The 24,749-nt window shown below is 66.0% G+C and carries 29 protein-coding genes; 9 read left to right on the forward strand and 20 right to left on the reverse strand.

The window, feature by feature from the left end:
• Positions 1 to 295: 295 nt before the first annotated feature.
• The 3 genes from ACZ6ZD_RS21610 to ACZ6ZD_RS21620 all read right to left on the reverse strand — a co-directional run bounded on the left by ACZ6ZD_RS21610 (position 296) and on the right by ACZ6ZD_RS21620 (position 2,263).
• Positions 296 to 850: a hypothetical protein gene (locus ACZ6ZD_RS21610; RefSeq protein ID WP_465674756.1), complete on the reverse strand. Its 555-nt coding sequence runs from the start codon at positions 848 to 850 to the stop codon at positions 296 to 298.
• A 44-nt stretch (positions 851 to 894) separates the two neighbouring features.
• Positions 895 to 1,122 carry a hypothetical protein gene (locus ACZ6ZD_RS21615; protein WP_465676079.1) on the reverse strand — a complete coding sequence of 76 codons (228 nt, stop codon included), beginning with the start codon at positions 1,120 to 1,122 and terminating at the stop codon, positions 895 to 897.
• A gap of 331 nt (positions 1,123 to 1,453) precedes the next feature.
• Entirely contained in the window at positions 1,454 to 2,263 is an 810-nt protein-coding gene (locus ACZ6ZD_RS21620; RefSeq protein ID WP_465674758.1) for a hypothetical protein, read from the reverse strand.
• A 527-nt stretch (positions 2,264 to 2,790) separates the two neighbouring features.
• Between ACZ6ZD_RS21620 and ACZ6ZD_RS21625 the strand changes: the two genes are divergently transcribed.
• Positions 2,791 to 3,021 carry a hypothetical protein gene (locus ACZ6ZD_RS21625; RefSeq protein ID WP_465674759.1) on the forward strand — a complete coding sequence of 77 codons (231 nt, stop codon included), beginning with the start codon at positions 2,791 to 2,793 and terminating at the stop codon, positions 3,019 to 3,021.
• Positions 3,022 to 4,105: 1,084 nt separating this feature from the next.
• On the opposite strand, the gene ACZ6ZD_RS21630 is transcribed toward ACZ6ZD_RS21625, so the two are convergent.
• The 3 genes from ACZ6ZD_RS21630 to ACZ6ZD_RS21640 form a co-directional block, all read right to left on the reverse strand.
• The gene (locus ACZ6ZD_RS21630; RefSeq protein WP_465674761.1) at positions 4,106 to 4,234 is read right to left on the reverse strand and encodes a hypothetical protein; all 129 of its coding nucleotides are present in this window, start codon (positions 4,232 to 4,234) and stop codon (positions 4,106 to 4,108) included.
• A gap of 86 nt (positions 4,235 to 4,320) precedes the next feature.
• The gene (locus ACZ6ZD_RS21635) at positions 4,321 to 5,754 is read right to left on the reverse strand and encodes a serine hydrolase domain-containing protein (protein WP_465674763.1); all 1,434 of its coding nucleotides are present in this window, start codon (positions 5,752 to 5,754) and stop codon (positions 4,321 to 4,323) included.
• A gap of 203 nt (positions 5,755 to 5,957) precedes the next feature.
• Positions 5,958 to 6,707: an SDR family NAD(P)-dependent oxidoreductase gene (locus tag ACZ6ZD_RS21640; protein WP_465674764.1), complete on the reverse strand. Its 750-nt coding sequence runs from the start codon at positions 6,705 to 6,707 to the stop codon at positions 5,958 to 5,960.
• An 88-nt stretch (positions 6,708 to 6,795) separates the two neighbouring features.
• Between ACZ6ZD_RS21640 and ACZ6ZD_RS21645 the strand changes: the two genes are divergently transcribed.
• Positions 6,796 to 7,419, forward strand: a complete 624-nt coding sequence (locus tag ACZ6ZD_RS21645) for a TetR/AcrR family transcriptional regulator (RefSeq protein WP_465674766.1) — start codon at positions 6,796 to 6,798, stop codon at positions 7,417 to 7,419.
• 13 nt (positions 7,420 to 7,432) lie between these two features.
• On the opposite strand, the gene ACZ6ZD_RS21650 is transcribed toward ACZ6ZD_RS21645, so the two are convergent.
• Positions 7,433 to 7,669, reverse strand: coding sequence for a hypothetical protein (locus ACZ6ZD_RS21650; protein ID WP_465674768.1), 237 nt, complete (start codon positions 7,667 to 7,669; stop codon positions 7,433 to 7,435).
• 114 nt (positions 7,670 to 7,783) lie between these two features.
• Between ACZ6ZD_RS21650 and ACZ6ZD_RS21655 the strand changes: the two genes are divergently transcribed.
• Entirely contained in the window at positions 7,784 to 8,011 is a 228-nt protein-coding gene (locus ACZ6ZD_RS21655; RefSeq protein ID WP_465674770.1) for a hypothetical protein, read from the forward strand.
• A gap of 211 nt (positions 8,012 to 8,222) precedes the next feature.
• A complete protein-coding gene (locus ACZ6ZD_RS21660) occupies positions 8,223 to 8,804 on the forward strand; it encodes a hypothetical protein (RefSeq protein ID WP_465674772.1) in 582 nt (193 codons plus the stop codon).
• A gap of 134 nt (positions 8,805 to 8,938) precedes the next feature.
• Here ACZ6ZD_RS21660 and fxlM read toward each other — a convergent pair whose 3' ends face one another.
• From fxlM to ACZ6ZD_RS21705, 9 genes are all read right to left on the reverse strand, one after another.
• The gene (fxlM, locus tag ACZ6ZD_RS21665) at positions 8,939 to 10,195 is read right to left on the reverse strand and encodes a methyltransferase, FxLD system (protein WP_465674774.1); all 1,257 of its coding nucleotides are present in this window, start codon (positions 10,193 to 10,195) and stop codon (positions 8,939 to 8,941) included.
• A 772-nt stretch (positions 10,196 to 10,967) separates the two neighbouring features.
• On the reverse strand, positions 10,968 to 11,963 hold the full coding sequence (locus ACZ6ZD_RS21670; RefSeq protein WP_465674776.1) for a phosphotransferase: 996 nt from the start codon (positions 11,961 to 11,963) through the stop codon (positions 10,968 to 10,970).
• A gap of 994 nt (positions 11,964 to 12,957) precedes the next feature.
• Positions 12,958 to 13,296, reverse strand: a complete 339-nt coding sequence (locus tag ACZ6ZD_RS21675; RefSeq protein WP_465674778.1) for a hypothetical protein — start codon at positions 13,294 to 13,296, stop codon at positions 12,958 to 12,960.
• Positions 13,297 to 13,392: 96 nt separating this feature from the next.
• Complete coding sequence (locus ACZ6ZD_RS21680) at positions 13,393 to 13,809, reverse strand: hypothetical protein (RefSeq protein ID WP_465674780.1); 417 nt, start codon at positions 13,807 to 13,809, stop codon at positions 13,393 to 13,395.
• A 1-nt stretch (position 13,810) separates the two neighbouring features.
• Positions 13,811 to 14,119, reverse strand: coding sequence for a hypothetical protein (locus tag ACZ6ZD_RS21685; protein WP_465674782.1), 309 nt, complete (start codon positions 14,117 to 14,119; stop codon positions 13,811 to 13,813).
• Positions 14,116 to 14,628, reverse strand: a complete 513-nt coding sequence (locus ACZ6ZD_RS21690) for a DUF6283 family protein (RefSeq protein WP_465674784.1) — start codon at positions 14,626 to 14,628, stop codon at positions 14,116 to 14,118. Before ACZ6ZD_RS21690 ends, ACZ6ZD_RS21685 begins: the two co-directional genes overlap by 4 nt.
• Positions 14,629 to 14,935: 307 nt before the next feature.
• The gene (locus ACZ6ZD_RS21695; RefSeq protein ID WP_465674786.1) at positions 14,936 to 15,565 is read right to left on the reverse strand and encodes a ferritin-like domain-containing protein; all 630 of its coding nucleotides are present in this window, start codon (positions 15,563 to 15,565) and stop codon (positions 14,936 to 14,938) included.
• A gap of 13 nt (positions 15,566 to 15,578) precedes the next feature.
• Positions 15,579 to 16,238 carry a ferritin-like domain-containing protein gene (locus tag ACZ6ZD_RS21700; protein ID WP_465674788.1) on the reverse strand — a complete coding sequence of 220 codons (660 nt, stop codon included), beginning with the start codon at positions 16,236 to 16,238 and terminating at the stop codon, positions 15,579 to 15,581.
• 66 nt (positions 16,239 to 16,304) lie between these two features.
• Complete coding sequence (locus tag ACZ6ZD_RS21705) at positions 16,305 to 17,006, reverse strand: class E sortase (RefSeq protein ID WP_465674790.1); 702 nt, start codon at positions 17,004 to 17,006, stop codon at positions 16,305 to 16,307.
• Between the two features lie 489 nt (positions 17,007 to 17,495).
• Between ACZ6ZD_RS21705 and ACZ6ZD_RS21710 the strand changes: the two genes are divergently transcribed.
• A complete protein-coding gene (locus ACZ6ZD_RS21710; RefSeq protein ID WP_465674791.1) occupies positions 17,496 to 17,696 on the forward strand; it encodes a hypothetical protein in 201 nt (66 codons plus the stop codon).
• A 140-nt stretch (positions 17,697 to 17,836) separates the two neighbouring features.
• Here ACZ6ZD_RS21710 and ACZ6ZD_RS21715 read toward each other — a convergent pair whose 3' ends face one another.
• Both ACZ6ZD_RS21715 and ACZ6ZD_RS21720 read right to left on the reverse strand, forming a co-directional pair.
• The gene (locus ACZ6ZD_RS21715; RefSeq protein ID WP_465674793.1) at positions 17,837 to 18,478 is read right to left on the reverse strand and encodes a GAF and ANTAR domain-containing protein; all 642 of its coding nucleotides are present in this window, start codon (positions 18,476 to 18,478) and stop codon (positions 17,837 to 17,839) included.
• A gap of 246 nt (positions 18,479 to 18,724) precedes the next feature.
• Positions 18,725 to 19,009, reverse strand: a complete 285-nt coding sequence (locus tag ACZ6ZD_RS21720; protein WP_465674795.1) for a hypothetical protein — start codon at positions 19,007 to 19,009, stop codon at positions 18,725 to 18,727.
• 180 nt (positions 19,010 to 19,189) lie between these two features.
• Here ACZ6ZD_RS21720 and ACZ6ZD_RS21725 point away from each other — a divergent pair, with 180 nt between their 5' ends.
• The 4 genes from ACZ6ZD_RS21725 (at position 19,190) to ACZ6ZD_RS21740 (ending at position 22,001) form a co-directional block, all read left to right on the forward strand.
• Positions 19,190 to 19,822 (forward strand): hypothetical protein, encoded by a 633-nt coding sequence (locus ACZ6ZD_RS21725; protein ID WP_465674797.1) that lies wholly within the window; start codon positions 19,190 to 19,192, stop codon positions 19,820 to 19,822.
• A gap of 403 nt (positions 19,823 to 20,225) precedes the next feature.
• The gene (locus ACZ6ZD_RS21730) at positions 20,226 to 20,888 is read left to right on the forward strand and encodes a DUF6766 family protein (protein WP_465674798.1); all 663 of its coding nucleotides are present in this window, start codon (positions 20,226 to 20,228) and stop codon (positions 20,886 to 20,888) included.
• 47 nt (positions 20,889 to 20,935) lie between these two features.
• On the forward strand, positions 20,936 to 21,169 hold the full coding sequence (locus ACZ6ZD_RS21735; protein ID WP_465674799.1) for a hypothetical protein: 234 nt from the start codon (positions 20,936 to 20,938) through the stop codon (positions 21,167 to 21,169).
• A 358-nt stretch (positions 21,170 to 21,527) separates the two neighbouring features.
• On the forward strand, positions 21,528 to 22,001 hold the full coding sequence (locus ACZ6ZD_RS21740; protein ID WP_465674801.1) for a VOC family protein: 474 nt from the start codon (positions 21,528 to 21,530) through the stop codon (positions 21,999 to 22,001).
• A gap of 634 nt (positions 22,002 to 22,635) precedes the next feature.
• Here ACZ6ZD_RS21740 and ACZ6ZD_RS21745 read toward each other — a convergent pair.
• Together ACZ6ZD_RS21745 and ACZ6ZD_RS21750 are read right to left on the reverse strand one after the other, a co-directional pair.
• Positions 22,636 to 22,992, reverse strand: coding sequence for a hypothetical protein (locus tag ACZ6ZD_RS21745; protein ID WP_465674803.1), 357 nt, complete (start codon positions 22,990 to 22,992; stop codon positions 22,636 to 22,638).
• Positions 22,989 to 24,743, reverse strand: coding sequence for a type IV secretory system conjugative DNA transfer family protein (locus ACZ6ZD_RS21750; RefSeq protein WP_465674805.1), 1,755 nt, complete (start codon positions 24,741 to 24,743; stop codon positions 22,989 to 22,991). The genes ACZ6ZD_RS21745 and ACZ6ZD_RS21750 overlap by 4 nt, the downstream gene beginning before the upstream one ends.
• Between the last annotated feature and the right edge of the window lie 6 nt (positions 24,744 to 24,749).

Below are 24,749 nucleotides of genomic sequence, written 5' to 3' on the forward strand. Positions count from 1 at the left end.
GTCCAACGGGCCAACGGGCCAACGGGCCAACGGGCCAACGGGCCAACGGGCCAACGGGCCAACGGGCCAACGGGCCAACGGGCCAACGGGCCAACGGGCCAACGGGCCAACGGGCCAACGGGCCAACGGGCCAACGGGCCAACGGGCCAACGGGCCAACGGGCCAACGGGCCAACGGGCCAACGGGCCAACGGGCCAACGGTATAGCACCAGCGAGGGAGGGCTTCGGACGCACGGCGCGTGAACGAAGTGTAGTAAGACTGCAATGTAGAGCCCGCGCCGTCACCAGGCGGCGTTCACGACCTGGGCGGCAGTTCTCCGCGCGGAGGTGTTCCCGGCTCGGCTTCGGCACGCAACGAACGATACCGGCCCTCGATCTCCATTCCTCGCCGTACTTGAACGACGAACCGGTCCAACGCGTCCCCGAGCTGATCCCGCGCCGTGTCCACCTCCGCCCGGGACCGCACATCGACCGAATTAGCACGGCCCGGCGAGGTCGTCTCGCGAATCTCTCCGACGCAGCCCGCCAAGTCGGCAGCTGCTCGCGCTACTTCCGCCAACGGATCGCCGATCCGCTCGTCGGCGTAGTACGCGAGCCGCCGGGCCGCTCGCTGCACAACTCGCAGCAGTTCCTTCGGGTCACCCGTCTCGATCGGCCAGACCGAAAGCTCCAAGAGAGCCTCCGCCGCTTCCTCGACCCCGAAGAAGGCCTTCTCGAGCGCCTCCCGGTTGAGGCGCCGGCGGTCCGTACGCCGATTCGCATTCCAGGTCCACCAGTTCACGAAGGCCGCGAGAACCCCAACACCCAGCACGAACACGCCGCTACCCCACCATGGCGCCCCAGTATCCATGGCACCACAGCCTAGACCTCGTACACCTATACGAGCGGACCGAATCAGTTCGAGCTGAGCAACTGATTCAGGATGTCGGTGGCACCGTCGTATCCGGCGGCCGCAATGCGCTGCGGCACCCGCAGATCGCGGGCCGCGGCCGCACAGTGCGTCAGGAACTCTCCGGCCGACTCACAGCCTTCGTCGAGGAGTTCGTCCAGACCGCCACGGGCGAGCGGCCGGGCCTGCAGCCGCAGCTCGCTGCTCAAGTCGCGTTCATGACAAGTCGTCATACGCACTGCGACAACGGTCACAACGCCGGCGAGTACCGCCCCGAACAGGCCGTCGAGCAATACCGCCTACAACGATCCGTTTCTCCAACTAATCCCATGCCAGCGTGCCGCCACACGCGTGACGTCCACCTGACTGCACGATGCGTGACGGTGAGCTTATCGGGGACAAGTCGGCCAAGCGTTGCAGCAAGTCATCGCCCGGAATCCAACAACACGCCACGAGTTCATCTGCGCCACACTCTCGGGCCTGGTCGAGCAGCGACGACTATCTATCCGTGCAATCGCGTCGCTCGTCATCGGCCGTTCGCCGGCCACCCGGCCCAACGCGCCCTCAGTAGTCCTCATCGGCCGATCGAAGCGCCGCGCGGATCGTAGCTAGCGCCGACGCTCGTTCGCGCTGAACCTTCGATCGCGACGCTCCCAGCAGGGCTCCGATCTGAGTCATTGTCAGGTTGTCTCCGGATCGGTGCGACGTACCGGCGAGGTACTGCAACGTCACCGCATCACCGAACCCACAGTGCAGCCGCAAAATGGCTGCCTGCTCGTCACTGACCAACCCAAGCATGAATTCGACAAACTGGCGATCGACGATGGCCTCCTCGAAACGCGCCTCAGCCGCAAAATCAGCCATCACTGGACTGGACGTACTCAACGTCGGCGCCAGAGCATTGTGCGTTGCTAGAAAGGTTGCCGGCGCAAGCAGCTCATCGCGGCAGTTGTGATACGCGGCAGCCAGGTCCGCGCCGTACCGCTCCATCAGTCGTCCGTAGCGCGCTGCCGAGTTCTCATTGACCGAAACGAGGCTGGAGGTTCGAGACTCCCTGGAGACTCGCTGCAGCAGAACATTCGCAATCACGAAATGGAACGGCACGTCCGACGCAAGGTCGTGTCGTCTCGCCGCCGCAATGAACTCATCGCAGGCGATCGCGTAGGCATCCTCCGGGTCAAGCCGACATCTGGACCTCGCCGCCCGCAAGATCACCCCACGGAACGCATCGAGCAACTCCACCATCGCCGCCTCAGAAGCAGCGGTCTTTCCAAACCTCGAGATGGATCTTCCGTCACCGTCAAGCTCATCAGCCACCGGAACATCCTGAGCGATCACTAGTAACGCCTGTACTTCATCAACCGAGAGAGTCATGGCCCCAGGGTTTCAGCGGCATCGGTCGGCCGAGAATGGCGGCCATCGGTCTTGAGGACCCGACAGACATCGAGAATGACCAGCCTTCCGGTGAACGCAGACCACGTAGCGCCGAGCGGCGCCACGCGTCATGCGCTTCATCGGCACCTGCCTCCGCAGCGTGCACTAGGCCCGCTCGAGCGGAGCGGGCCCAGTGGATTGCGGCTATCTGGTTGTGAGGGGTGAGTGGGCAAGGTGTCCTCGGGAGGGCGCGTCGTCGTACGTTCGTTCGGGAACGAGATCAACCCACCAGTGTCATCATCCGGTCGGCAGCCGCACGCCAGCTCGATGGAGCCGCGATCGGTGGGCGCTGGACCCCGCCGGACCACCTTGACCATCAATCGCGCCCGGGCTCGTCGGACCTGCCGATTCGCTCATGACGAGCGAACGAGTTGATGCCGCCCCCTCATTAGCACCGTCCGGCGCGGTTCCAGGATCGACGGGCTGTTGAGAAGCTCGGCTCCGTACCGCACACCTAGATTGAGTGCATGCCGAGTACAGGGGACCACATTGATGCAGAGCTGGCTGCCGAGGTGACCGCCGCCAGCTTTGCCAACCAAGCGCTGGAGTTCGGCATCCAGGCGTTCCGTGATGGCGATTTGCTGCTGGCTGATTTCATGCTCCGGGTCGCCTACGGGCACCAGATCGGCGACAGCATCGTCTACCTGACCGCCGTACATCGTCGGCGTGGCCATGAGGCGGTAGCTGCGGCTTGGTGAACCCTTGCTCAGGCCGACGGGTACGCACAGAACGACCTCGACGCCGTGCTGGCCACCAGCCCGCGCTGAGCAGCGGCGATTCCGGGCTTGGACGTGCAATGCCCCGGCACGATGGCCTGGGGTGTGCCCTCATCACCTCCTCTCTCCATTCACACCGAAGAGGAGGTGATGAGGGCTCGCGCCGGCCGCGCGGCGGTGACCACCTGATGAGGTTCGCTGAACGTAGCGACCTTTGCCATCCGGCTGTGGGGCTCGATCGAGATGGTCAGTCTCGTCACCCTGGACAGGCGGCACGAGCACTGCGGCGCCATCGTCGCGGTGGCTATGACCTGGCGTGCCACTTCGACGATGCGTCCGCGAGAGTGCCCGGTCATCGGCTGTCGGGCCGGGGCCGGCCCTTCGAGCGCGCCGGCTGACAACCGGAGCGCATCCTGCACCGAGTCGCCTCACACCAGGCACCTACACGATGTAGGAGTTCCCGGCGACTTAGGTTAGGCCGCTTTGCTCGCCGTCGCCGTACCTAGGAGTAGCCTCTTCGAGCTTCAGGGCGTCGGGAGCGAACTCGTCATCGGTGGCTTGGGGCCAGGCCTGGCAGCACTGATCGGCCGTCAGTGACCTACGGCGTTGGTCCCCGAAGATCGAGTTCGAGCTCCAGGCGTGTGACTAAGGTGCGTGCTCGGCCTCGGACACGGAAAGACCCCGCGAGCTGGCACCGCCGCCAGGGCGTACTCCAGCCTTTGACGCGTTGTACTGATTCCACCCTCAGCCGACGATGTGGTCCGCCACCCGCAGGGCCTGCGGCTCAACAGGCTGCTCGGCGACGGCATCGCAATCACCTCGAATGAACTGGCGCGAAGCACACGACACCCGGAGTCTGAAGCTTCCGCGGCACTGGTCGAGCCTTCGTAACGCACGGAGCAACTGTTCGAGGGTTGGCGGCTGGGCATGGGTGACTTACAAGGGTGGCTTGCCAGCGCGCGTCGCGATGTCGTGGATTGGGAAGAATGGAAAGGCCCTGGGGTCGTGAGCGAGGTCGCCCGCTCTCAGCCCCCAGGGGTCACGTATCGCCGGTAGCGAAGACGGCTCAGTCGCGCCTCTCCCGCTGGGAGTTGAGGAGGACTGCGCTCACGCCTGGGACAGGCCTGGTCGGGTCGTTCGACGCCTGCGAGATCACGGACTTGGGCTTGTCGTAGCCGTAGGCGACGTCCGGCATCGAGCTGGACGGTGCCGTGGGTTCGGTTGTTGCGGTCGGGACCAAGTCATCGGCTTCCGACGCCTGGGTGAGCACAGTGCGCGAGGTTATGCCGAGGGGGAGGTGTGTCCGCGGGGTTGGCGGGCTGTGGTTAGGAGGCGGAGTGCGGCGAGCAGGGCCGACAGGATCACGACTAGGTGGATGAGCGCGGAGAGGTCGGGTGCCCAGAGGGTGAGTTGCGCGAGAGTTACGCCGGCTGAGCTGGGGAGGACGCCGACGAGTGCGTAGACGAGCGCGCTCAGGAGGAGCAAGGTTAGAGCTAGGCCGGCCCATCGACGGCGGGAGGGAGGGGGCGTTGACCGGCTGCGAAGGCGACGGGCGGAGGCGAGGATGAGGACGAGGAGGAGCACGGCGAGGACGCTGAGAGTCGTGAGCAGGATCGGGTAGATCGGGTCGATGCCGTGCCGCTCGGGCTCGGCGGCCGCCAAGATCGCGGCGGCACCCATGGCGGTGTCCATCAAGGCGGTGTCGTGGAACGGGCCGTAGGCGTTCTGCAGGACGACAACTGCTTGATCACGTTTGGGGAGCAGGACGATCGCCGCCTGGTAACCCGGCGCCGCGCCACCGTGCCACAGCATCGGCTCGTCGGTACCGGGAACCTTCGAGGTCCGCCATCCCAAGGCGTAGCCGCTGTCGTTGCCGACCATGACCTTCGAGGTGTGGAGGAGAGTGCGTTCCTTCTCATCCAGCACGGGACCTCCGCTCAGCTGCGTCCGCGTATAGGCCGCGAGGTCTTCGACCGAGCCCACCAGGTAGCCCGCTGGGACCGTCGCCGGGTCGACGCGCGACTCGAACGCCCGTGCGCTGCCGAATACGAATCGGTGGCCGGCGGGAAGCACTCGGTCGGTCTGGGCAGGATCGGCGAGTGGCGCGGTGATACCTGCGGGCTGGAGGAGGCGCTCGGACAGCACCTGGGCGAAGGGCTTTCCGGTCACCGACTCGACGACGGCGCCGAGCACGATGTAGTTCAGGCTGGAGTAGCTGTGCTTGCTGCCGGGCGCCGCGGTCGGCTCGAGGTCGGCAATGTGCGGGAGCAGCGAAGAGATGCTGCGGCCGGCGTCGTACCGGTCGGTGAGCTCGAGCCCTTCCGGTAGTCCGCTGGTGTGCTCGAGAAGCTGGCGCACGGTGATCTGGCCGGCCGAGGCGAAGGACGGAACGAGCTTCCCGACCGTGGCGTCGAGGCTCAGCAGACCATCCCGGGCAAGCAGCATCACCAGCGTCGCCGTCACCGGCTTCGAGACCGAGCCCCACAGGAACGGCGTCCGTGGGCCGACCAGCTGACCATCGCCGTCAACGCCGAAAGCACCCTGCAGTTGCACACGGTCGGCTTCGACAACGGCGTAGGCAGCCCCTGGCACCCCGGCCGCACGACTCTTCTGCTGGACGAACTCACCCACGGCGTCGGCGTCGACGCGGCCATCAGCCTTCGCCGGACCGGCGGCGAGGAGACACTGCCCGAGCACTGCGGTCAAGAGCACCACCGGAGCACCTCGCCTCAGCAATCTCAGCAATGTCCCATCCCTCGCTCCCAGCCCAACGGTCAGTAGTCAGGCCCAACGGTAGATTCGTTGTCCATGCCCGAGGCACCGGATGGCCGGAAACTGACACCTGCCGAACGAGCAACGCCTCGCTCCGGACGACCAGAGAGACGGATCAGGCAGCGCCCCCGTCGCCGCCGTGATCATCAGACCGCGAGGCGGCCGCCGTCCACAGGCAGTGTGACGCCGTGGATCATCGCAGCCTCGTCGGACGCCAGGAATACGACGCCTGCCGCAACCTCCGCCGGCGAGCTCACACGCTGGAGCGGCGTCGTCCCGGCAAGGCTGTCGAGACCGTCTCCCAAGACGGCCGTCCCTTCAGTCCGGGTCGGCCCGGGGCTGACCGCGTTCACCCGCACGCCAGCCGGACCGAACTCCGCAGCCCACGCCTTGGTCAACAGTTGCAGAGCTGCCTTGCTCGACCCGTAGGCCGCCATACCGGACATCCCGAACGAGGCAACCATCGTCGTCAGGTTCACGATCGCACCGCGGCCACGCGCAACCATCAACGGAGCGATCTCCGCCACCAGGTAGAACGGCGCCCGTACGTTCACCGCATAAACCGCATCGAAATCCGTGTCCGGCACCTCTGCGGTCAGCCCCAGGGGAAAGATCGCCGCGTTGTTGACCAGAACGTCGACCGTGCCGCCGCCGATCCCGATGGCCCGCTTGGCCAGCATCCGCACACTACTCAGATCCGCGAGATCGGCCTGAACGAACTCGGCGCGGCCGCCGGCGGCCGCAATCTCCGCGACCGCCTTCTCGCCACGGCCCCGATCACGGCCACTGATGACCACGTACGCGCCACGCGCGGCCAGGCTGTCCGCGACCGACCGGCCGATGCCACTGTTACCACCGGTGACCAGGGCCGTCCGCCCGGCGAAGTCCTTCGTCATGTCCAGCTCCCAAGCTAGTTGGAGTATTTGCTCCAATATTCGAGAGGCGAAAATGGAGTATCAACTCCAAAACGGTTAGGGTTGCCGGATGACGGCAGCAGACCCGACGCGACGGCCGCTCACCCGTAAAGGACAGGTCACGCACGACCGCATCGTGGCCGCGGCAGCACAGCTGATGGCGGAATTCGGCGTAGCTCGAACGACGATCGAGGACATTCAAGCCGCCGCCGCGGTCAGCCCTTCGCAGCTCTACCACTACTTTCCCGGCAAAGACGCGCTGGTTTCGGCCGTGATCGACTATCAGGCCGGCCGCGTACTCGACGTACAGCATCAAGGGCTGGGGCAACTCGACTCTCTGGACGCCCTGACCAACTGGCGGGACCTGATGCTGACTGTTGTCGCGGAGATGCAGTGCGTCGGCGGTTGCCCTCTCGGATCACTCGCCAGCGACCTCGCCGAATCGGACCCGGTCGCCCGAGTTCAACTCGCCAACGCCTTCACCTCCTGGCAGCGCCTGATCCGCGACGGCCTTGTCCGGATGCAGGAACGCGGAGAGCTCGCGGCGTCCGCTGACCCCGACGCTCTGGCTACGACCTTGCTGGCGACCGTCCAAGGCGGCTTGCTCCTCAGCCAGGTACGCCGCGATCCCGAGCCACTTCGGACCGCGGTCGACACCATGATCGAGCACCTACGTCTGCTCACGAACTCTTGACCAGCGAGGGCTCTCAGTGGCGTTGCTCGAGGCCGATCGCGTCGTGGAGCTTCTGGGTCGCATCTCGCAGCGCTGGATCGTTGCGGGCCTGTGAAGTCATCAACGCCCCGAGGGCCTCAGCAATGACATTGAGCTTTTCCTGAGCAGCCTCCTCGGAGCGCCGCGAGGCATTCTCCAAGAGCACCAACAGGAGCAATGTCACTACGCTTGCCACGGTATGGATCGCCACCTGCCAAGTCTTGAGATCCACCCACAAAGGAAGGCTGGCTGAGAACGGTTGCTCTGCTGGGGACCTCCGTCAGTTGCCTGCTGAACTACCGCAAGAGTCGGCGGGGGTGACCTGTACGTCGGCTATAACCTCCCAATGCGCAACTACTTGAGCTCCGAGTCTCCTTGGTGGCTACTCGTGCTGTGGGGTAGTGGAGTGTCCTTCGTGCTGAGTTTGATCGGCCGAGCGGTTCTGCCGTCGTACTTTCCGTCGTCGATCTGGGGCTCGGTGATCTTCAGCGTCCTCGTCGGTCCGTGCATCGCCCTCGGGATCCGGGCGGCGGGCGGCCCTCGCCGGCGCTCGAACAAGAGCGACCAGAGCTGATACGGATCAGCTGAACTACCGCACGAGCCGGCTAACGCGATAGCGGCAATTCTCGTCGTCCGTCGATCGGGCCTGCGATGAGACTATGGCCTTCGAACGGAACCGCTCGCCAGTTGACAGGCGTAGCCAGCCGTTGCCCTTCGCCTCTCACGTGATCGACCGGCCGCGGTGCATCCGGCCCTACAGACGTCTATCTCACTAGGATCGCCCTATGCCTGTCTCGATGCAGCTCTGCTTCGCCGGCTTGTGGGCGCTGTCAATCCTCGCGGTGTACCGGGCAGTTGACCGCTATGGTCAGCAGCGTCAGAAGCTGCAGAACCATCAGGACCGGCTGGCCGAGCGGGAGCGGGCGCGTAGCGTTCAGCGCGAGGTTGTCGTAGCTGGCGCCGCCTGGCTTCAGAGCCACTGGGCGTTGGTAGAGCAGGCGATCGCGCGCAATGAAGGGCCCGAGGCCGACACGGCTCGAACGGCGGCCGAGGCATTGAGTCAGTCGCGCTATGGGACCGTCCGAATTTCGGGTGACGATACGTCGATCACGCCGGAGGCCTGTGCGGCCGAGAAGCGGCTGTTCCTCGTGAGCTTGACGGCAGCGGAGCTCGTGCCTGCTGCAAGAATCTGGCAGGACGGACGCGGGAGGCTCGATTTGGGCGAGCAACTGAAGCGCGCCGTGCGAGACATGACCTGGGCGCCGGACCCGGGAACTCCAGGCGTGATACGGGACGCTGACGCGGCCGTCACGGAAGCCCAGGCGATCGACGGCTTCCTCGGTGCCTACGTCGACTCTATGCGCTAGCTGGTGCTGATGGCGGCAGGTGGTCTTGCGGCGTATCGATTCCCCCTCAACGAGAAAGCATCCCCAGCAATGATCGATCTCTCCGGGGTGTTGCCTGAGGCCACAACGGGACGAAGGGCCTTGCCAGGTTCTCGTCACTTGGCCGCCTGTTGGTGCCAGTCAACGATCAGTTGGGTGGTTGGCGTCGTGACGACGAATCGGTCCTCGTAGGGCGTCGTGGGCGCAGCTGTGTGGCTTCTAAGTTCGAAGCGGGCTTCGCAGCCGCGATAATCCCGGTTCCAGGTTCGCATCGACTCGCGCACCCGCGCGGCAAGATAGTCACCGCCAGGGCCGTGTCCGACCACTCCGAACTCCCACAGTTTTCCGCCTTCGAGGCTGCGATGTTCTGAGAGCCGCCGGGCCAGGTAGGCCAAGGCACCGCCTTCTGTGACCGCGGTGGAGCTGGGGTAGGGCTGCTCAGCCAGATGCGTCCGGGCCGCCTCGGCGCTGAACGTCATCCGGTTGAGGCCGCCAGGGAAGGCGCAGGTCAGCCAGAGTTCCATCCACTCCGGCGATTCATTGCCGCGGAAGAGCACGTCGGTCCACGCGATGCTGCCGGACCGGTCGAGGACCTCAGCGAGAGCCGCGGCGTTGACGGTCTGGCCGCTGTGGGTCTGCAGGCGCACCGACCCGTCGGCGGCGATCGGGATGAGGCGCCGGTCGTCGGCAGCAGCGCCGTCGCGCAGCGGCATGAAGCTGTTCATCTCGCTGCCGACCGAGACCCAGGTGCCGCGCCGGTGCTCGTAGCTGATCGAGCGGGACACACTTCCGCTGATTCTTTGCGGGACTACGAGTCGTCCGCCTGGTGCGACCTGGTCGAGCCAGGCGCGTGGCACGCCGTGGGCACCGACCGTGGCGATGATTCGATCGTAGGGTGCGGTTGCGGCGTGGCCGAGGGCGCCGTCGCCGCGGACGACGGTGACGTTGCCGATGCCGGCGGCGGCCAGGTGGGTGCGTGCGCCGGTGACGATGTCCTGGTCGACGTCGATGGTCGTGACGTGTCCGGTCGGCCCGGTCAGATGGCCGAGGAGTCCGGCGTTGTAGCCGGTGCCGGCACCGAGCTCGAGGACGTTGTGGCCGGGCGCGATTTGCAGCTGCTCCAGCATCATTGCCACGACACTCGGCTGCGATGCGCAGCTGATCACTGTTCCGTCGAGGGTGCGCTTGATGTCGACCGTCGAGTTGGCGTACGCGTGTTCGACGCTCGCATCTGGTACGAACAGATGGCGAGGCACCGTCGCCATGGCCGCCTTGATGGACGGCGTACGCAGCCAGCCCTCGGCAACGACTTCGTCGACAAGGGCAAGGCGCAGGCGGTTCGCAGTCGCCTGGGCGGCCGGATCGTGGCTCATCGCGCAGACGCTAGCTGGGGGCTCGGACATTTCCCGGCCATCCACCCCACCGTGCCGCCGCCGCGCGGGCGGTTCGTATGCCTCGCGCAGGAGAGCCGAGCAGCGGCCGCTACCCGGGCGCCTGCGCGGCTAGTGGATGCGGATGTCGAATGCTGACAAGACGGTGATCTGGAGGTGTTCGAGGTGGCTGGTTCGGCGTTTCAGTTCAGTGAGAATCAGCGGGTGGAGCGTGGCTGGGAGAGCTCGGATGGCAGGCGGGCGTTCGGACGCCGGGTCCGGCGAGGTGCGTTGGCGCCGCGGCTGACCGCGGTCCCGGTCGCGGGTGCGAGCGAGGCGTCGTGACCGAGTTTCTGCAGTGGCCGGCCGGGGATACGGCAACCCTACGTGTGTGCAACTCCGGTTGGTGGTGCCGTCGGCGCTGCGGCCTGCGCGCCAGCACCGCGACCCTGGTGTCACGCTGTTCCGCACCGACGATCGGATGTCGAGGCGATGGTCGACGGCTGGCATACGCAGATACTCGCCAAAGGTCTGGCGATCCCCCACGATCAAGCCTCGAGCGAAGAGGGTTGAGCGGTTCCAGCTGTTCACCGGGGAGTACCCGTGCAGCTCGGACAGCCCGTCTGCGGCACTCATCCATCGCACAGCTGATCGAGGCCACCAGGGCCTCCCCTGGGTTACGTCGAGCTTCTGACCAGGCACGCTCCCGGAACTTCAACAAACATCGATGCCAGCTCCGGCCGTCATGAGACGCGACGTTGTCGATCGGCCGCGACTACATAGAAGGCAGAAGCGCCAGAGCAGCTGTCGCATTCTGATCAGCGACGTCTTGCATGAACGATCGGTCGGGAAAGTCACCATCGAGCAAGCGCAGCGGACCGGCCACCAGCGACAGCCGCATCGCAAGCATGTACAAGTCGAGCCGTCGCGGATCTAGACCATGTTGACTCAGCGCCGCATACCGCTCGCCGAAACGGAGACGGAGAAAGACGTGCTCCCACTCGACATCGAAGTACATCAGCCCTTCGATGTCGATCAGCACCGGACTCCCATCGGCACCGACCAGCACGTGGTCCGGACCGAGCTCTCCGTGAACCAACCCGTATTGGGTTCGTGGATCCACCCGGCCGGCCAGTTCCAGTAACCGGTCGTGCAACGCCGCAGCGGCTTCCGCGATTCGCCTTTCGCGCCCGGCTGCCTCCTGCAGATCACGCAAAGCACGGGCAAGTACGCGTCGCTCACAAGAACCCTGCAACGCCGAGTCGCGTTGCCGCAGCAGCTCCACCTTGCCGTAGCGGGGGCTCAGGTGCCGGTGCATCGAGTCGAGCGCCCGCGCGAGCTCGGCCAAGGTCACCGCAGCCTGCTTCGGATCAGTGCTGAACAACGACTCGAGCGTACCTCCGACAACGTCATCGACCACCGCGACGTCCGCCTCGCAATGCCGCCGGCTATCGTCGGCGAAGATCACCCGCGGGGTGCGCACGTCAAGACATCCCAGAGCACGCCCTGCGGCCAGAAATGGGCCCAGCCCCGAGGCCGGAGTGAACGGATCCATTGGATCGTCGTCCGATGGCGTCTGAGGCCAGAAGTTCTCTTCAGTGGCCCAGCTATACACGACCACGCTGACGCGATCAGAACCCTCCACACCAATCCGGTACACCCCCTTCCTGGTCCCCCCGCGCAACCGCTCCACCTCTGTTACCCGAGCGCCCGATCCCAACGCATCCCGGATCAACCCCGACAGCCCATCGCCACCCTCAGAGATCAGCACACGCGAAACATAACCACTGCGACCAGCCCCCGCCAGGAGTTTCTTCCGTGAACCGGCCCCTCGCCGGATTCATCACCCCGGCGAAAGAACGCGGGAGTCGCAACTTGACGAGGAGCAGTCGGCGCCGCGCCTGCGGTGAAGGCCAACTCGCCAGTCCCCGCGATCATGGCCAGCTGCCCGGTCAGTGGCCACGTATAGACCTGACAAGCAAGCAGTTGCCGCATGAGAACTCGACGGCACGGAGTGCGTTTCTGATGTTGTTCGGGTGTTTGGAGTTGGCCCGTCGAGGACGGAACGATCAAGCGGAGCCCGGCTCGGTCCAGGCAAGTCAAGCGGCCGGCGGTACCCGATTCGGACGTGGTTGTCTGGCCCGAAAGGCAGTCGATGCCGTCATGGCAGCGCATCCGCCGCAGTTTCGTTTGGCCGCGAACGAGCCAGCCACGACCCGCTCGCCCATCGGGTCGACCGGGCCAGCCGGCTCCTGAACGACCAGGTCGTTGCCGAGCTGGGCCAGCGCACTCTGGGTTCAATCGCGGTGCCGCAGCCACTCCCCCACGACGTGATGAGCCACGTTTGTACAACCAGCGCCGCTCCCGGCGGGCCAGAGTCGCGTCCGCGCGCCGGACCGCAACCAAGAGCACCTCCTGGGCCAGGGGCCACGGCTCTGCTCGATGTTCCAGGTATGCCGCAACAAGTAGGCCACCACCGCGGCGCTGTGGACACGCCACAGCAAATCCAGATCAGCACCCTCAGGCATCGTCTTCACTTCCACACCTACTTCTTGGCCGAACCCGCCGGACGGATAGCAACTCAGCCAACCGAGCCGCGCCCAGTCCAAGCTCAGCATCTCCCGACCGGCGTTCAGCTGCCTGTCCTGACCGCGCTCAACCAAGAGCGCCGCGTACCTGAAGGGCTCCATGCCTGCCGTGCTGCCAGGCCGTCAGCGGCCTTCAGGGCCTGGTGGCTACCACACAGCCACAGCGTCTAGATGGCTTCAGTTGCCGTGTACTTCTGTGAGTTCGGTGATGTCGTCGATGTGGACGGTCGCGGTCGCTGCGGTGTAGCCGAGCTGGACCAGGGCGTTCACGGCGACGCGCTGTGCGGCGGCGGCCGGTTCGCCGGGTAGTCCGTTGAGGGCGGGGTCGGTGATCTCGACGTACAGCTGGTAGGTGAGTTCGTCGACCTGGACCACGCTGTCGCCGGTGATGAGGCGGCCGAACGCGCCGAGCCGATCGCTGAACTGGTTCAGGAAGTCCGGCAGGCCGTGGAACTTGGCGGGTCCGTCGGTGAGGGGATTGGAAGTGAAGTGAACGGGGATGCGGTAGGTGGACATGGCCGCATGTTCCCCGGGTGAGGCCCTGGTCGGCAAGTTGCGCGTGTCGATGGCAGCTGGCGCGACGCCAAGTGCCGTGCACAGGGCTCTAGGTGTTCACTGCTCAGCGGTGAGATGTCTGAGCTCGGCCAACCGGGCGGCCATCGTGTTGACCGCGGCGTAGATCCGGTCCTCGTGTTCGCCGTGCGGATCGAGGAACAGCTCGTCGTCGACGCGAAAGTACTCCAGGACTTCGTGGACGGCCTCGTTCAGGGCCATCGACAAGAAGTGCTCGAGCCAGTCGTCCTGGCTGATCTCATGGTCTTCGACTTCCAGCGGGGCTTCTTGGTACCACGCCGAGATCTGGACCCTGTCGGGACGGCGTGCGTCAGGGATGTCCGGCCCGCGCAGCTCATGCGGACGGACTGCGCGAGGCGCCAGCGTGCGTCCAAAAGTCAGCCGGTAGTCGAGCCTACGGACAGCTCGATCGACCGGCCATTGCAACGGTGCGGCGGCAGGTTCCTTGTCGGTCATCTCAGGATTCCGGGGTGTCGGTCGTTGGGGCAGGTTGCGAGGTGGTCAGCTCGGCAATCACGGCTGCCACAATCGGCGAACCGGTCCATGCCAGGTAGGCCCTGCCGGGAGGGAGCTCAGCCAGGCGATATTTGTCGTAGAGCCCTCGTCCTCGGCCGGTCAGTGTCTGACTGTCGCCGGCGATCAGGTCCAGCGCCTGTGCCATCGCGACATGTGCCTCGAATCCGCCGAGCGAGCCGAAGTGAGCAGTGACATCACCCTCGGCCGCTCCCTTGAGCAGCGCAACCGTGAACACGTCTGTTCGGCTCACGAACGGCTCTTTCCGGCCCCAGCCTCGGGGACTGGATCGATCATTCCTGTTGCCCGGTCAGGGCCCGGCCGGTGGATCGGATCGATGATGTCGGTGCGCACGCGGACGATCTTGGCGATCGACTGCTGCGCGGCCTGATCGGGGTCGGCGACGTCGCGCATTCCGTGCGCCGCGGCCTCGGCGCCCGACGCGAACAGGCGCACAGGTGATTCGTAGTCCCTGATCGCCTCAACGGTGTCTGCGCTGATCCGGCCGAACGCTGAGGCCAAGCGCAGTGCAAGCAGATTGCCCCCGTCGTGGCATCCGGCCCAACCAGCACAAACTCGCTTCCGGTCCCCCCTTTGGTCGACCAGGTGACACAAGAACAGCCCAGGCGGCTGTTCGTGCGTCTCGACGTCATACAGGGCCAGCTTGGCGTACTCCTCCGGATCCCACACGCCCGACGCCACGTCAGCCCGGTACGGACAGGAACCACACGGGCGCCGCGCCGGCGGGCCAAACTCACTCACCTACGCCTCCCTCGCTCCAACTCGACTTCTCGACACAACGTGGCGAAACGATACGGCCCCCTACCTGGCCACTGTCCAGCCACGGCGACACGGATGCTTGCCGTCCCCCGCCTGACGGACCATCCGAGCGTCCCAATCCGCCACCTGACCGGGGCTGTCGCGGCCTACAACTCCGCCCGGTCATTTCGGCTCACAGTCCTCTGCATTCGACAAGCTCTCCCGATCCGGGTCAGGTTGTTGTCCAGGCAAGGTCTGACGGACGAAGCCCGGCCCTCCATCTGAAGGAGGGCCGAGCTTTTGTGTTGTGTCAGTAGGTTATTGCGGCAACCACCTTGTCCGGGTCCTGAAGGAACGGCGCGACCGCCTTCAGGATCTCGGCCTTCGGTACGCCGACCTCGGTGGAACCGAGGTAGACGCCGCCTTCGGCCTTGAGGCCGAGCAGGTTGCCGACGACTGCCGCGTGCCGCGCCTCGACACCGAAGATGCCGGCCGCGGCTTGCAGGATCATCTTGTCCTTCACGAAGCCGGCGGCACCGAGATAGGCGCCGACGCCCTTGTTCTCGAACACGTGTGCCGTGGTCAGGTAGCTCTTGCGGGACTCGAACGAGCCGCCGAAGTCGACCGCCGGCGCACCGACCGGGTTGCCGCCGAGCTTCTGGATCGTGGCGGTCAGCGTCGCGACGTGCGACGCCTCGTCGGCGCCGATCTGCATCAGGTACTGCTTCTCCTTGCCGGTGACAAGGTTCGCCTTGTTGCCTTGCCGGTAGAACTCGGCCTCCAGGTACTCCAGCGTCAACGCGTAGTTCAGGACGTCGATGTCGCTGTTGAAGTCCTTGGCGGTGGTGACCTGGAAACCGTGGCTCAGCGCGCCGATCGCGGCGCCTGCCTCGACGTGCGAGGAGTTGCCGTGGACCAGATCCCGAATGGTGTCAGTCATTGTCTGCTCCTCGTCACTTCGCCAGGAACGGCATCGCGGCCTTCAGCACCGGCGCCATCCCGAGGTTGGCCTCGATCGGCGCCGGGAACGGGTTCCCGCCACTGATCTGGGCGATGATCGCCGCGTGCCGCGACTCGACCCCGGCGATCGACGCCGCGGCGGCCAGGATCGCGCCGTCCTTCACCAGCGGCACCTGACCGTGGTACGCCTTCACCCCGAGCTCCTCGAAGGTCGCCGCGGTCTTCAGGAACGACGCCCGGCTGGTGAACGTCCCGTCGGGGAACTTCACCTTCGGCTGGGCGACCGGCTTGCCGCCGAGATCGGTGATCGTCGTCCGGACAGCGGTGACGTGGTTGGCCTCATGCTGCTGGATCGGTTCGATCAGCTCGAGCTCGCGGCCCTTCAGCAGCTTGGCCTTCAGCCCCGCGGTGTAGAACGCCGACTCCAGATACTCCAGCGTCAGCGCATAGTTCAGGATGTCGAGATCACTCTTGGCGGCCTCACCGGCGTAACCGCGGTCCGCGGTCCCGAAGGCGATCGGGTCACCGATCCGGGACGCGACGTACGTGGCTCCGACGCCGATCAGTGCGGCGTTCCGCAGAAAACTCCGCCGGCTGTGTTCGTCGGCGAACTCGAGGACCGGACGGCCCCCGAAAATTGCCTTGATACCCATGACTCTCCTTGATGCCTCAGTAGTGGTGCAAGGGGTCGTTCTGGGGGCAGGCGACTTTCGACCTCCTCAGCCGGCGCGCGCCTGGACGACGATGCGTTGGTAGTGGGCGGTGATCGGGTTGCAGGCGAACAAGGTGAGCACCTTGTCGTCATCGCGGACCGGCTGCCTCAGGACGAACTTCACGTAGTCCGCCTGCGGCACGATGGTGGTCTTGAAGACCTTGTACGTCGTGGCCCGCGCTCCGACCGTGACCGTGATCGGGTCACCGGGCCGGAGCCTGTCCAGATACAGGAAGGGCTTCTCGTTGGTGCTCCGGTGGCCGCTGATCACCGCGTTGCCGGCACTGCCGGGCAGTGGCGTTCCGGGCCAGTGCCCGACACCGTGGACCAACGCGGCCTCGTCGACTCCGTTGTTGAGCTCGTCATCGAGCTTCAGCCGCGGAATCACCAGTCGCCCGAGTCGTAACTGCTCGCCCGGCTTGGCCTTGATCGCCTCGATCGGCACCCCATCGGCCGGATTGCCCTCACCCTGCCCGAACTGCGACTCGACCGGTTCCCCGTTGCGTAACTGATCGAGCATCCGGTTCACCATCGCCTCCGGCTCGGGCTCAGCCGGCGTGGACGACGGATCCTTCGGCGCCTGCCGTGCGGTGACCGGCTGACTCACTTCGTCACCGCCGGGTCCGAAAACGATCACCCCGATCGCGACGAGCGCCGCGAACGCCGTACTGGCCGCAAGCCACCGATAGACCGGCTTCCAGGTCTTCATATCGCGGACCATCTCCTCACGAGGACGGGTCGATAAGAAGCCTTCGCCACCGAGCGCCTCCCGGATCGGTCGTCATGGCCGCAAAATCGAGTAAGACCCGATTGCAGGCCGGATCTGACGGAACAGCGTCGCAAGACGCATATCGCGCAAATCTGTGGGTACCGGAACAAGTTCTCAACATCGTTCTCAGCTGTCGCGTCACAGCCCCGCGACACAGCTACAGCTACCGTCTTCGCACAGCACGCCCTCAAGCTCCATGAGGCACCGGGAGTCGACGCTGAAGCCGTTGCGATCGATGATGGATCACACCTCGTACTCGGCCTCGTCGTGCCGGTGCCGGCGCGGACCTGCATCGAGGTGAAATGGGCGTAGCTGGTCACTCTCGGCGAAGCACCCAGACCGGCAATCCCCGAACCGCGGCGCAGCTGATCATCGACCGCTACCTGAGACTTGCGAGGCAGATATGCGGCGGCATAGGCCGCAGGCACAGTGAAGGCATCCCTGCCGCCAGGCCTACTGATCACCCTGATCGTGTCGATGGCCACCGCCTGGTCGGATGGCACTCCCGAGCCGGCGACAGCCGCCGGCCGGTCTGCGATCGCGGCAAGACGCCGGGCAGTCGTCGAGGCGCTAAAACAGTTGGTCAACACCGACGGCGGACGCCCAGAGAAGAGTTCATCTCCGGACTGAGGCAGCTGCGCCGGGCCGCTATTTCTGAGCAGTCACGCCTCGCTGCGTTTTCTGAACGACGCGGACCTCGAAGCGACGTGGTCCCCGGGGACCACGTCGACCTCTGCCGTTCCGGTACCCCGGCGAGGTTGTGCCGATTCCTACTGCCGAGGAAGTTTGCGGGTATCAATCAGCTCCTGAGCCACGTCACGCAGTTTGCGGTTGGTGTCCTGGGAATAGCGTTTCAGGATCGCGAACGCCCGATCGCCGTCGAGGTCGTATCGCTCCATCAAGATCCCGATCGCCTGCCCGACCAGTTTGCGGGCATCCACGGCGGCCGCCAGGCTGGCCTCTTGCCGGGCCGTGGCGACGGCGACCGACACGTGCCGGGCCAGGATGTGCGCGATCGCCACGTCATCGTCGTTGAAACCACCCGGGACGGAACTATACAAGGCGAGCACTCCGACCGTGCGCGAGTCGTCTCCGAGTGTCAGTGGGACATCGAGGACGCTGCGGACGCCGAGCGAGGCGACCTTCGCGGACCACTGTGACCAACGGGTTTCGGTCGCGGTGTCGCTGATCAGTACCGTTGCGCGGTCGCGCATCGATTCGATCATCGGACCATCCTGACTTTCCAGCTGCAGGCCGTAAATCTCGGCGACCACCGGATCGGTGACCGCTGGGATCTCCGGACGGGCACCGCGGGTGTAGAGGGCGACGCCGGCGTATGTACAAGACAGCGCCTGCAACGCGAACTGCACAACTGTCTCAACCGTCTCTTCGACGCCTTCAGCGTCATGCATCTCGACCGCCAGCCGCGCGAAGGCATCGGCCGCTGCCTGTCCCGCCGGATCAAGCGCGACAACGTCCGGCTCTCCAGCTACCCCGTCTGCGGTACCCGGTAGATCTGTGTGACCCATGCAAACATCATCCACGATCTCCTATCGCGTGGCGATTGTGCTCAGCGGCTCGTCGGCACCCTTCCGCCGAGGAGCCGTCGAGAAGGGCAACTTCCGGTGAACCGGGTTCGCGGTGACGTCGTTGAAGGTTCAGGTAGTCGGCCGGCGCGTTCGTGCGTGAAGCGATTCCCGGTACGGCGGCGCCGGACGATCTGCGGCGGTCGACAGGTCCTGAAGTAGCTGGGCGAGGCCGGGGCAGGTCGCGGGGTTGTAGAGCGCGGACCACGTCGTCCCGCTGACGTCGTTGTAGGTGAAGGACTGCAACTCGCCGGTCTCCGCGTCGGTGATGACGATCGGACCGCGTCGAAGGCGTTCGACCAGGACCTCGAAACGCTTGCGCGAGTCGCCGGCTCCGCTCGGGAGCGATCGCGCCACTGAGCGGAGTCGCCGGCGGCATTTTCGGCGGGAGACTGACAGCAACAGGACATCGATCGCTAGCCAGGCGTTCGGTTGGGCAGGCTAGGGGGTAGTCACGGGAGGTAAGGGCTGGAGGTGTCGAGGTCGCGTAAGGAGAAGAGGCCACCGACGCGTGTGCGGCGGCGGAGTCGGCCTACGGTGGGTGCTGACCGTCGGGCCTTCTTGCCGGAGCACGATCCGCAGGACGAGCGGACTTGGGAGTTGGCTGCTGAGCGCGCTGAAGGGGCTTTTCGGATGCTCGAGGGGCGGGTTCGTCGGCTGGCTGGGGTGAGTTGGCCGGCTGGTACGTCGCCGCTGTTCACTGATGCGCGGGATACGCAACTGGCGTACCGGACGGTCGCTAGTGGGCTTGATCCGGACATGGTGCGTGAGATGCAAGGCGACGTCGACGCACTGCGGCGCGCTGGCAGGGCGGGCGCAAGGGTGGTATCGGTGACACCTGGCTATCGGTGGTGGGTTCACAGTCGGGTGCTCTACGACCAGCGGCCGCCGGACGCAGACGTGTCGATCACGTTGACCATCAACGCCAAGGGCGAGGCACAGCTTCGTTATGGGGACCGGGTGTTGCGGGCCACGGCGGGCAATTGGGAAAGGCTTGCCGCGCGCGCCGTGGCGGAATGGCCGGTGCCCGTGAAGCCGGTGCCGCCGCGGCGGCCGGCGGCTGCGCCTGACCAGCGGTGGCGGATCGAGACTCTGGTCGTCTGGCTCGTGGCTGGACTCGCCGTTGCCGCTTCGATGACCGGGCTGGTGCTGGCACTTCGAGCCCGGTGAAGGTCAGCGATCCACGGTTCGGAGTACGAACGGCTGAAGGCGTTCTGAACGGCCTGTCCGGAGGCCCTTGGGCGAAGCCCGGCTGGGCACCAGCGTCGCAGACCAGCGTGTCTCGGGCACGGGAAACATCGCCGGGATAGTCACCGGCGACAGTGACGACACCGACGCAGTGACCTTTCTGGTCTCGAACACCTCAAAGGTATAAATCGCCGGCTACACAGCCGTCGGCGCATGATCGACCCACTGACACGAATCACTGCCTTGGCGCTTGTCTGCCGAATCCCGGTCCCGCCGCCGGCGCAGTACGTCTGTGGGGTGGCGCGGTATGGCTGGCTCGGACCTGAAGACCCAGCACTGCGCAATGCGTGCATGAGACCTGGAGCACCGTGGGTACTTGGGCGGTATGAGACGGATCCGGATTCGCGCGCTGCTCCTCGCCAACCTGGGGCTGTTCGCGTTCTTCCTGATCGGCGTTCTACTCACCGGGCACGCCCACGAGAACGACGAGCTCCGCGAGCACGGGCAGCCGACGCAGACGCTCGTTCAGTACGCCGGCTCGTCGTCGTTCGGCGAGACCGTATTCGAGAACTGGGAGTCGGAGTTCCTGCAAATGGGAATGTACGTGCTGCTCACGACCTTCCTCGTCCAGAAGGGCTCCGCGGAGTCCAGACCGATCGACGAGACCGCTCCGCAGGACGAGGATCCCCGCGACCATCGCCACGATCCCCACGCCCCCTGGCCAGTTCGGCACGGCTCCGAACTGTCGCTCAAGCTCTACGAGAATTCACTGGCCATTGCCTTCGGCATCGTCTTTCTGCTCTCGTTCTGGCTGCACGCCACGACCGGAGCCGGCGCCTACAGCGAGGACCAGCAACAGTACGGCGGCAAGGCGGTCACCACCTGGCAGTACCTGCGGACGTCGCAGTTCTGGTTCGAATCGTTCCAGAACTGGCAGAGCGAATTTCTCGCGGTCGCCGCGATCATCGGCGGCTCCGTCTACCTTCGTCAACGCTCGTCGTCGCAGTCCAAACCCGTCCATGCACCCAACGACCAGACCGGCGAGTGAGCCGGCCGCCTAACCCGACCAACCTCCTCGAGAATTGGAGATCGACGATGAGCTTCGACCGCCCGAGTCCGGACAACGACCGGAAGACCGTGACCGACACCGAGCTGAACGATGCTTTGGAGAGCGGCGCGCTGGAGAAGGGCACGCTTGACTTCGACAAGGTCGATCATGAGGAGGGCGAGCGCGCTCCCGGCCCAGTGCCGCAGGAGGGACGCCGTCCGCCGCGGGACGAGGACGTCACCTCGGGAAGCGAGGGCCGCCCGGTGGAGCCGCCGGACTGACTAGGGGTGCGAGGGCTCCAGGTCTTTGAGGCCCGCGGCCATGAGCGGTGCAACCGTGAGTCGGCAGGTGGAGCAGGCGACCTCGCCCAGTGTGTGATCGCGGCATTGAACCGGCGCATCGCGGCCGGGCAAGTAAGTCCGGCTGGCTCACGGCGCCCGGGCGCGGTACTCCACGGGATAGACCTCGTTGTGTTTTCGGCCTCCGCGACACACCCAGCGCCGTCTGCGGTGCGCGTTGTCATCGTGGCCGTGGCGTCCACGGGCCGCACGAACCCATCATACGGTTCGAGTAGCGGCCAGGAGCCGTCCGCTATTGGCCGGAACATGGTTGTATCGGCTTCCGGGGAAGGGAACGACCATGTTGCGAGGTGTCTGTACCCTCGGCTTCTTCGCTGACGACGTGAATGCCGCTTGCCGGTGGTACGGCGAGCTGCTGGGTGTCGCGCCGTACTTCCGTGCGTACCTGTGCCAGGCATGCCAGCAGCGCGGCTTCGGCGACGATCGCTGCCCCGCCTGCGGTGTCGCCATGGAGCTGGCTTACATCGAGTTCCACGTCGGTGACGACCAGGTCGAGCTTGGTTTCCTGGACCGGCGTTACGCGCCAGCCCCACCTGCGAGCGCCGCTGCTGTCGCCTGGCACATCGACGACGTAAATTCCGCGATGACGCGGCTGCTCGCGATGGGTGCGACTGAGCACGAGCCCATCACAGAGCAAGGCGGCGCCGGCTCGGGGTATCTCACCGCCTCGGTCGTCGACCCGTTCGGCAACGTCCTCGGCATCTACCAGAACCCGCACTACCTCGAGATGCTCGCCTCTCGCACCAGCTCGTAACTCCACAGCGCCGGTGCCTCAGCGCTGTCAGGCACGCAGCACTGTCACTTCACGGCACGTTAGTTGTCGTCCCTTCCAGGCCGACCCCAACTACCGCTTCGCGCATCGAACGGATTGGCTAGCGACTACCGGTACGTCAGCACAAATGTGCCAAGACGCAGCACCACGAGCGCCCGCGGGAAGCTGCGCTATCGATCTGCAATTGCCACAACGATCGTTGACGAGAGCCAACACCAGGCTGACAACACAAAGGCTCAGGTGCCGGCACCGACGGTCTGCTTCCAGACTCCATGCGATGGCTCTGTCGACGCAGGGGTTCGTCCTGTCTCTTCCGGACGAGCGGTTCAGTAGGGTCACGGCATGTGCCTTCGTGCCAACCGGCTCGCGATGCTCTGCTCACGTGCGTCGTCCCCTGCAAGGAGTCGCGTGGCGTGCCGGACGGGTGTGCACCAAATGGACTGGGCCCGGAGTCCAAGCACGCATTTGGGTCTACTTGCGCGCGGACGCTACCTGCGCTCTCCGGAGACCTCGGGTCTCTGGAGCCTTCCCGTCCGATCATCGTTCGTCGCCGGTCTTCGGGCTGCCAATTCGTCAATGACGATAAGGCCGGAGCACCGCCACTACGTCCCAAGGTTCACTGCTGACGGTGCACCGTGCGGGAGCAGCCGAGTAGTGATGTCCAGTCGCGGAGGCGGCGCACGGCGAGGGTGAGGTCGCGGTGGAAGGCGAGGGGTTCGGAGGGGCCGGCGTCGTCTTGGTAGCAGGATTCCCAGAAGGTGCGTAGTGCGGAGAGTTCTTCGATGACGGCGCCGTGGTGGTTCCAGCACGGCGGCACGACCTTGTGGTCGAGACCGTAGCGTTCGGCGATCCAGGTGACCCATTCGTCGAGGCGTTCGAGCTCGTTCTCGATGTCAGCGCTATCGAGGTCGCGCCAGCAGACGATGGTGGGGTCGGTGGGTGGGAGGCTGAAGGGGTTGTTGGGGTAGGTCATGGGTGCTCGGTGTGGTGGGTGATGCTGTGGTGGATGGTGTGGGCGTCGGGGCGGGTGGTCCAGGGGGTCATGTTAAGGAGGATGGGTGGGGCGGTGCGGGCGAGGAGGATGCCGGTGCCGAAGGGGAGGGTGCGGATGACGTCGGGCGGGAGGATGGGGAGCCTGCGGGTGCTGGTTGTGGTGGTGCGGCCGCCGTTGGGGTCTCGGCTCCAGTTGCGGATTTCTTCGTCGCGTTCGCCGCAGACGGCGGCGAGGTCTTGGAGGTCTCGGGGTTGGGCGGAGCCGCCGAGGATGAGGCGCAACGTAGCTGCGTCCCACATGGCGGCTGCGGCTTGTTCGCCCCAGCGCTCACGCGCTTGGGCCAGGGACTGGATGACGACGTGGGTCGAGATCCCGGTGCCGCCGCCGTCGGCCATCAACCCCGGCAGTGACGGGACCGCGCAGAGGTTGGCGATCTCGTCCAGGACGAGAGCCAGGGGCGGTTCGAGGCGGCCGCCGGGATTGTGAGCGGCGATCTGCCGGGCGGACTCCGTGATGTCTTCGAGGAGTGCGGCGATGAAGGCGGAGGTGGCGGAGGCGCCGGCTCCGGTGCCGAGCAGGTAGATGGTGCCGCGCTCTTGGATGAAGGCAGCGGGGTCGAGGCCCTCACCGGGTGGTGGGTCGAAGGCGGTGCGGACGGCGGGGTCGGCGAGGGCGGATAGGGCGGAGCGGACTCCGGCCCAGATGGCGTCGCGGGTGCGGCCGTCCATGCGGACGATGCCGTCGAGGGTGTCGCCCCAGCCTTCGGCGGCGTCAGGGTCGCGGTTGAGGATGGTGACGGCTTCGATGGCGGAGGCGGGTTCGAGGCTCCAGCGGTAGAGCTGGGCGATGCCGGTGTCGTCGAGGGCGGCGGCATGGAGGAGGCCGCGGAGTGCCATTTCGGTTTGGCCGTGCCAGAAGGCGGCGTCGCTGACGTTGCCTTTGGCGAAGCCGGCGCCGGCGGCGAGGCCGGAGGCGCGGACGATGGCGGTGGTGGGGTTCTCGCAGCCGCGCACAGGTGACCAGCGGATGCCTTCGGTGCGGCCGAGGGCTTGGGGGTCGAAGACGGCGACGGGGCCGATGGCTCGGCGGAGTTCGAGGGTGGCGGCGAGGTTGTCGGGGCGGGTGGAGGTGGTGACGACGGCTCCGGGTGCGTCGATGATGGCGCCGATGATTTGGTGGAGGCCTTTGCCGGAGCGGGGTGGGCCGACGTCGATGCGGGAGTCTTCGACCGAGGCCCAGCATTCACGGCCGCGGGAGTGCCCGAGCAGGGTGCCAACCTCGTATGGCGACCCGGCAGGTGCTTGGGGCCGGGCGCTTCTCCCCCGGCGGATGACTTGGCGACGTCCGACGGCGACTTCGATTTCGCCGCGGGTGGCGAGTCCTGGGCGGCCGGCGACTGCGCGGGCGCGGTGGGCGGTGCCGGCTTTGCGGTTCTGCCAGATCTGCAGGATCGCGTAGGCGAGGCCGATCGGGACGCCGAGGACGACGGCGACGGTGGCCCAGTAGACCGTCGGCGGCATCTGTGCCGGTGTCATGCCGAACGCGGCGGCTGGGTTGGCGGGGTTGAGTGGTGCGCGGAGGGCGTCGATCCAGGGGGTGGTGACCCATTCGCCGGTGGTGAGGAGGCTGGCGATGCCGCCGGCGGCGTAGAGGACGCCGGTGAAGGCGAACAAGACGGCGCCGGCGATGAAGATCGTGTCGGTCAGGTCGTGTCCGGAGCGTTGATTCATCGGGCG

The organism is Kribbella sp. NPDC104218 (assembly GCF_055584105.1).

Bases quoted from the DNA above. Each gene is read 5' to 3' on its own strand.
- fxlM (WP_465674774.1), bottom strand. From the start codon at position 10,195: ATGAGCCACGATCCGGCCGCCCAGGCGACTGCGAACCGCCTGCGCCTT.
- ACZ6ZD_RS21730 (WP_465674798.1), top strand. From the start codon at position 20,226: ATGAGACGGATCCGGATTCGCGCGCTGCTCCTCGCCAACCTGGGGCTG.
- ACZ6ZD_RS21745 (WP_465674803.1), bottom strand. From the start codon at position 22,992: ATGACCTACCCCAACAACCCCTTCAGCCTCCCACCCACCGACCCCACC.
- ACZ6ZD_RS21675 (WP_465674778.1), bottom strand. From the start codon at position 13,296: ATGTCCACCTACCGCATCCCCGTTCACTTCACTTCCAATCCCCTCACC.
- ACZ6ZD_RS21620 (WP_465674758.1), bottom strand. From the start codon at position 2,263: ATGACTCTCTCGGTTGATGAAGTACAGGCGTTACTAGTGATCGCTCAG.
- ACZ6ZD_RS21640 (WP_465674764.1), bottom strand. From the start codon at position 6,707: ATGACGAAGGACTTCGCCGGGCGGACGGCCCTGGTCACCGGTGGTAAC.
- ACZ6ZD_RS21680 (WP_465674780.1), bottom strand. From the start codon at position 13,809: ATGACCGACAAGGAACCTGCCGCCGCACCGTTGCAATGGCCGGTCGAT.
- ACZ6ZD_RS21655 (WP_465674770.1), top strand. From the start codon at position 7,784: ATGCGCAACTACTTGAGCTCCGAGTCTCCTTGGTGGCTACTCGTGCTG.
- ACZ6ZD_RS21625 (WP_465674759.1), top strand. From the start codon at position 2,791: ATGCCGAGTACAGGGGACCACATTGATGCAGAGCTGGCTGCCGAGGTG.
- ACZ6ZD_RS21740 (WP_465674801.1), top strand. From the start codon at position 21,528: ATGTTGCGAGGTGTCTGTACCCTCGGCTTCTTCGCTGACGACGTGAAT.
- ACZ6ZD_RS21695 (WP_465674786.1), bottom strand. From the start codon at position 15,565: ATGACTGACACCATTCGGGATCTGGTCCACGGCAACTCCTCGCACGTC.
- ACZ6ZD_RS21700 (WP_465674788.1), bottom strand. From the start codon at position 16,238: ATGGGTATCAAGGCAATTTTCGGGGGCCGTCCGGTCCTCGAGTTCGCC.
- ACZ6ZD_RS21715 (WP_465674793.1), bottom strand. From the start codon at position 18,478: ATGCATGACGCTGAAGGCGTCGAAGAGACGGTTGAGACAGTTGTGCAG.
- ACZ6ZD_RS21645 (WP_465674766.1), top strand. From the start codon at position 6,796: ATGACGGCAGCAGACCCGACGCGACGGCCGCTCACCCGTAAAGGACAG.
- ACZ6ZD_RS21615 (WP_465676079.1), bottom strand. From the start codon at position 1,122: ATGACGACTTGTCATGAACGCGACTTGAGCAGCGAGCTGCGGCTGCAG.
- ACZ6ZD_RS21705 (WP_465674790.1), bottom strand. From the start codon at position 17,006: ATGAAGACCTGGAAGCCGGTCTATCGGTGGCTTGCGGCCAGTACGGCG.
- ACZ6ZD_RS21750 (WP_465674805.1), bottom strand. From the start codon at position 24,743: ATGAATCAACGCTCCGGACACGACCTGACCGACACGATCTTCATCGCC.
- ACZ6ZD_RS21630 (WP_465674761.1), bottom strand. From the start codon at position 4,234: ATGCCGGACGTCGCCTACGGCTACGACAAGCCCAAGTCCGTGATCTCG.
- ACZ6ZD_RS21735 (WP_465674799.1), top strand. From the start codon at position 20,936: ATGAGCTTCGACCGCCCGAGTCCGGACAACGACCGGAAGACCGTGACC.
- ACZ6ZD_RS21610 (WP_465674756.1), bottom strand. From the start codon at position 850: ATGGATACTGGGGCGCCATGGTGGGGTAGCGGCGTGTTCGTGCTGGGT.
- ACZ6ZD_RS21660 (WP_465674772.1), top strand. From the start codon at position 8,223: ATGCCTGTCTCGATGCAGCTCTGCTTCGCCGGCTTGTGGGCGCTGTCA.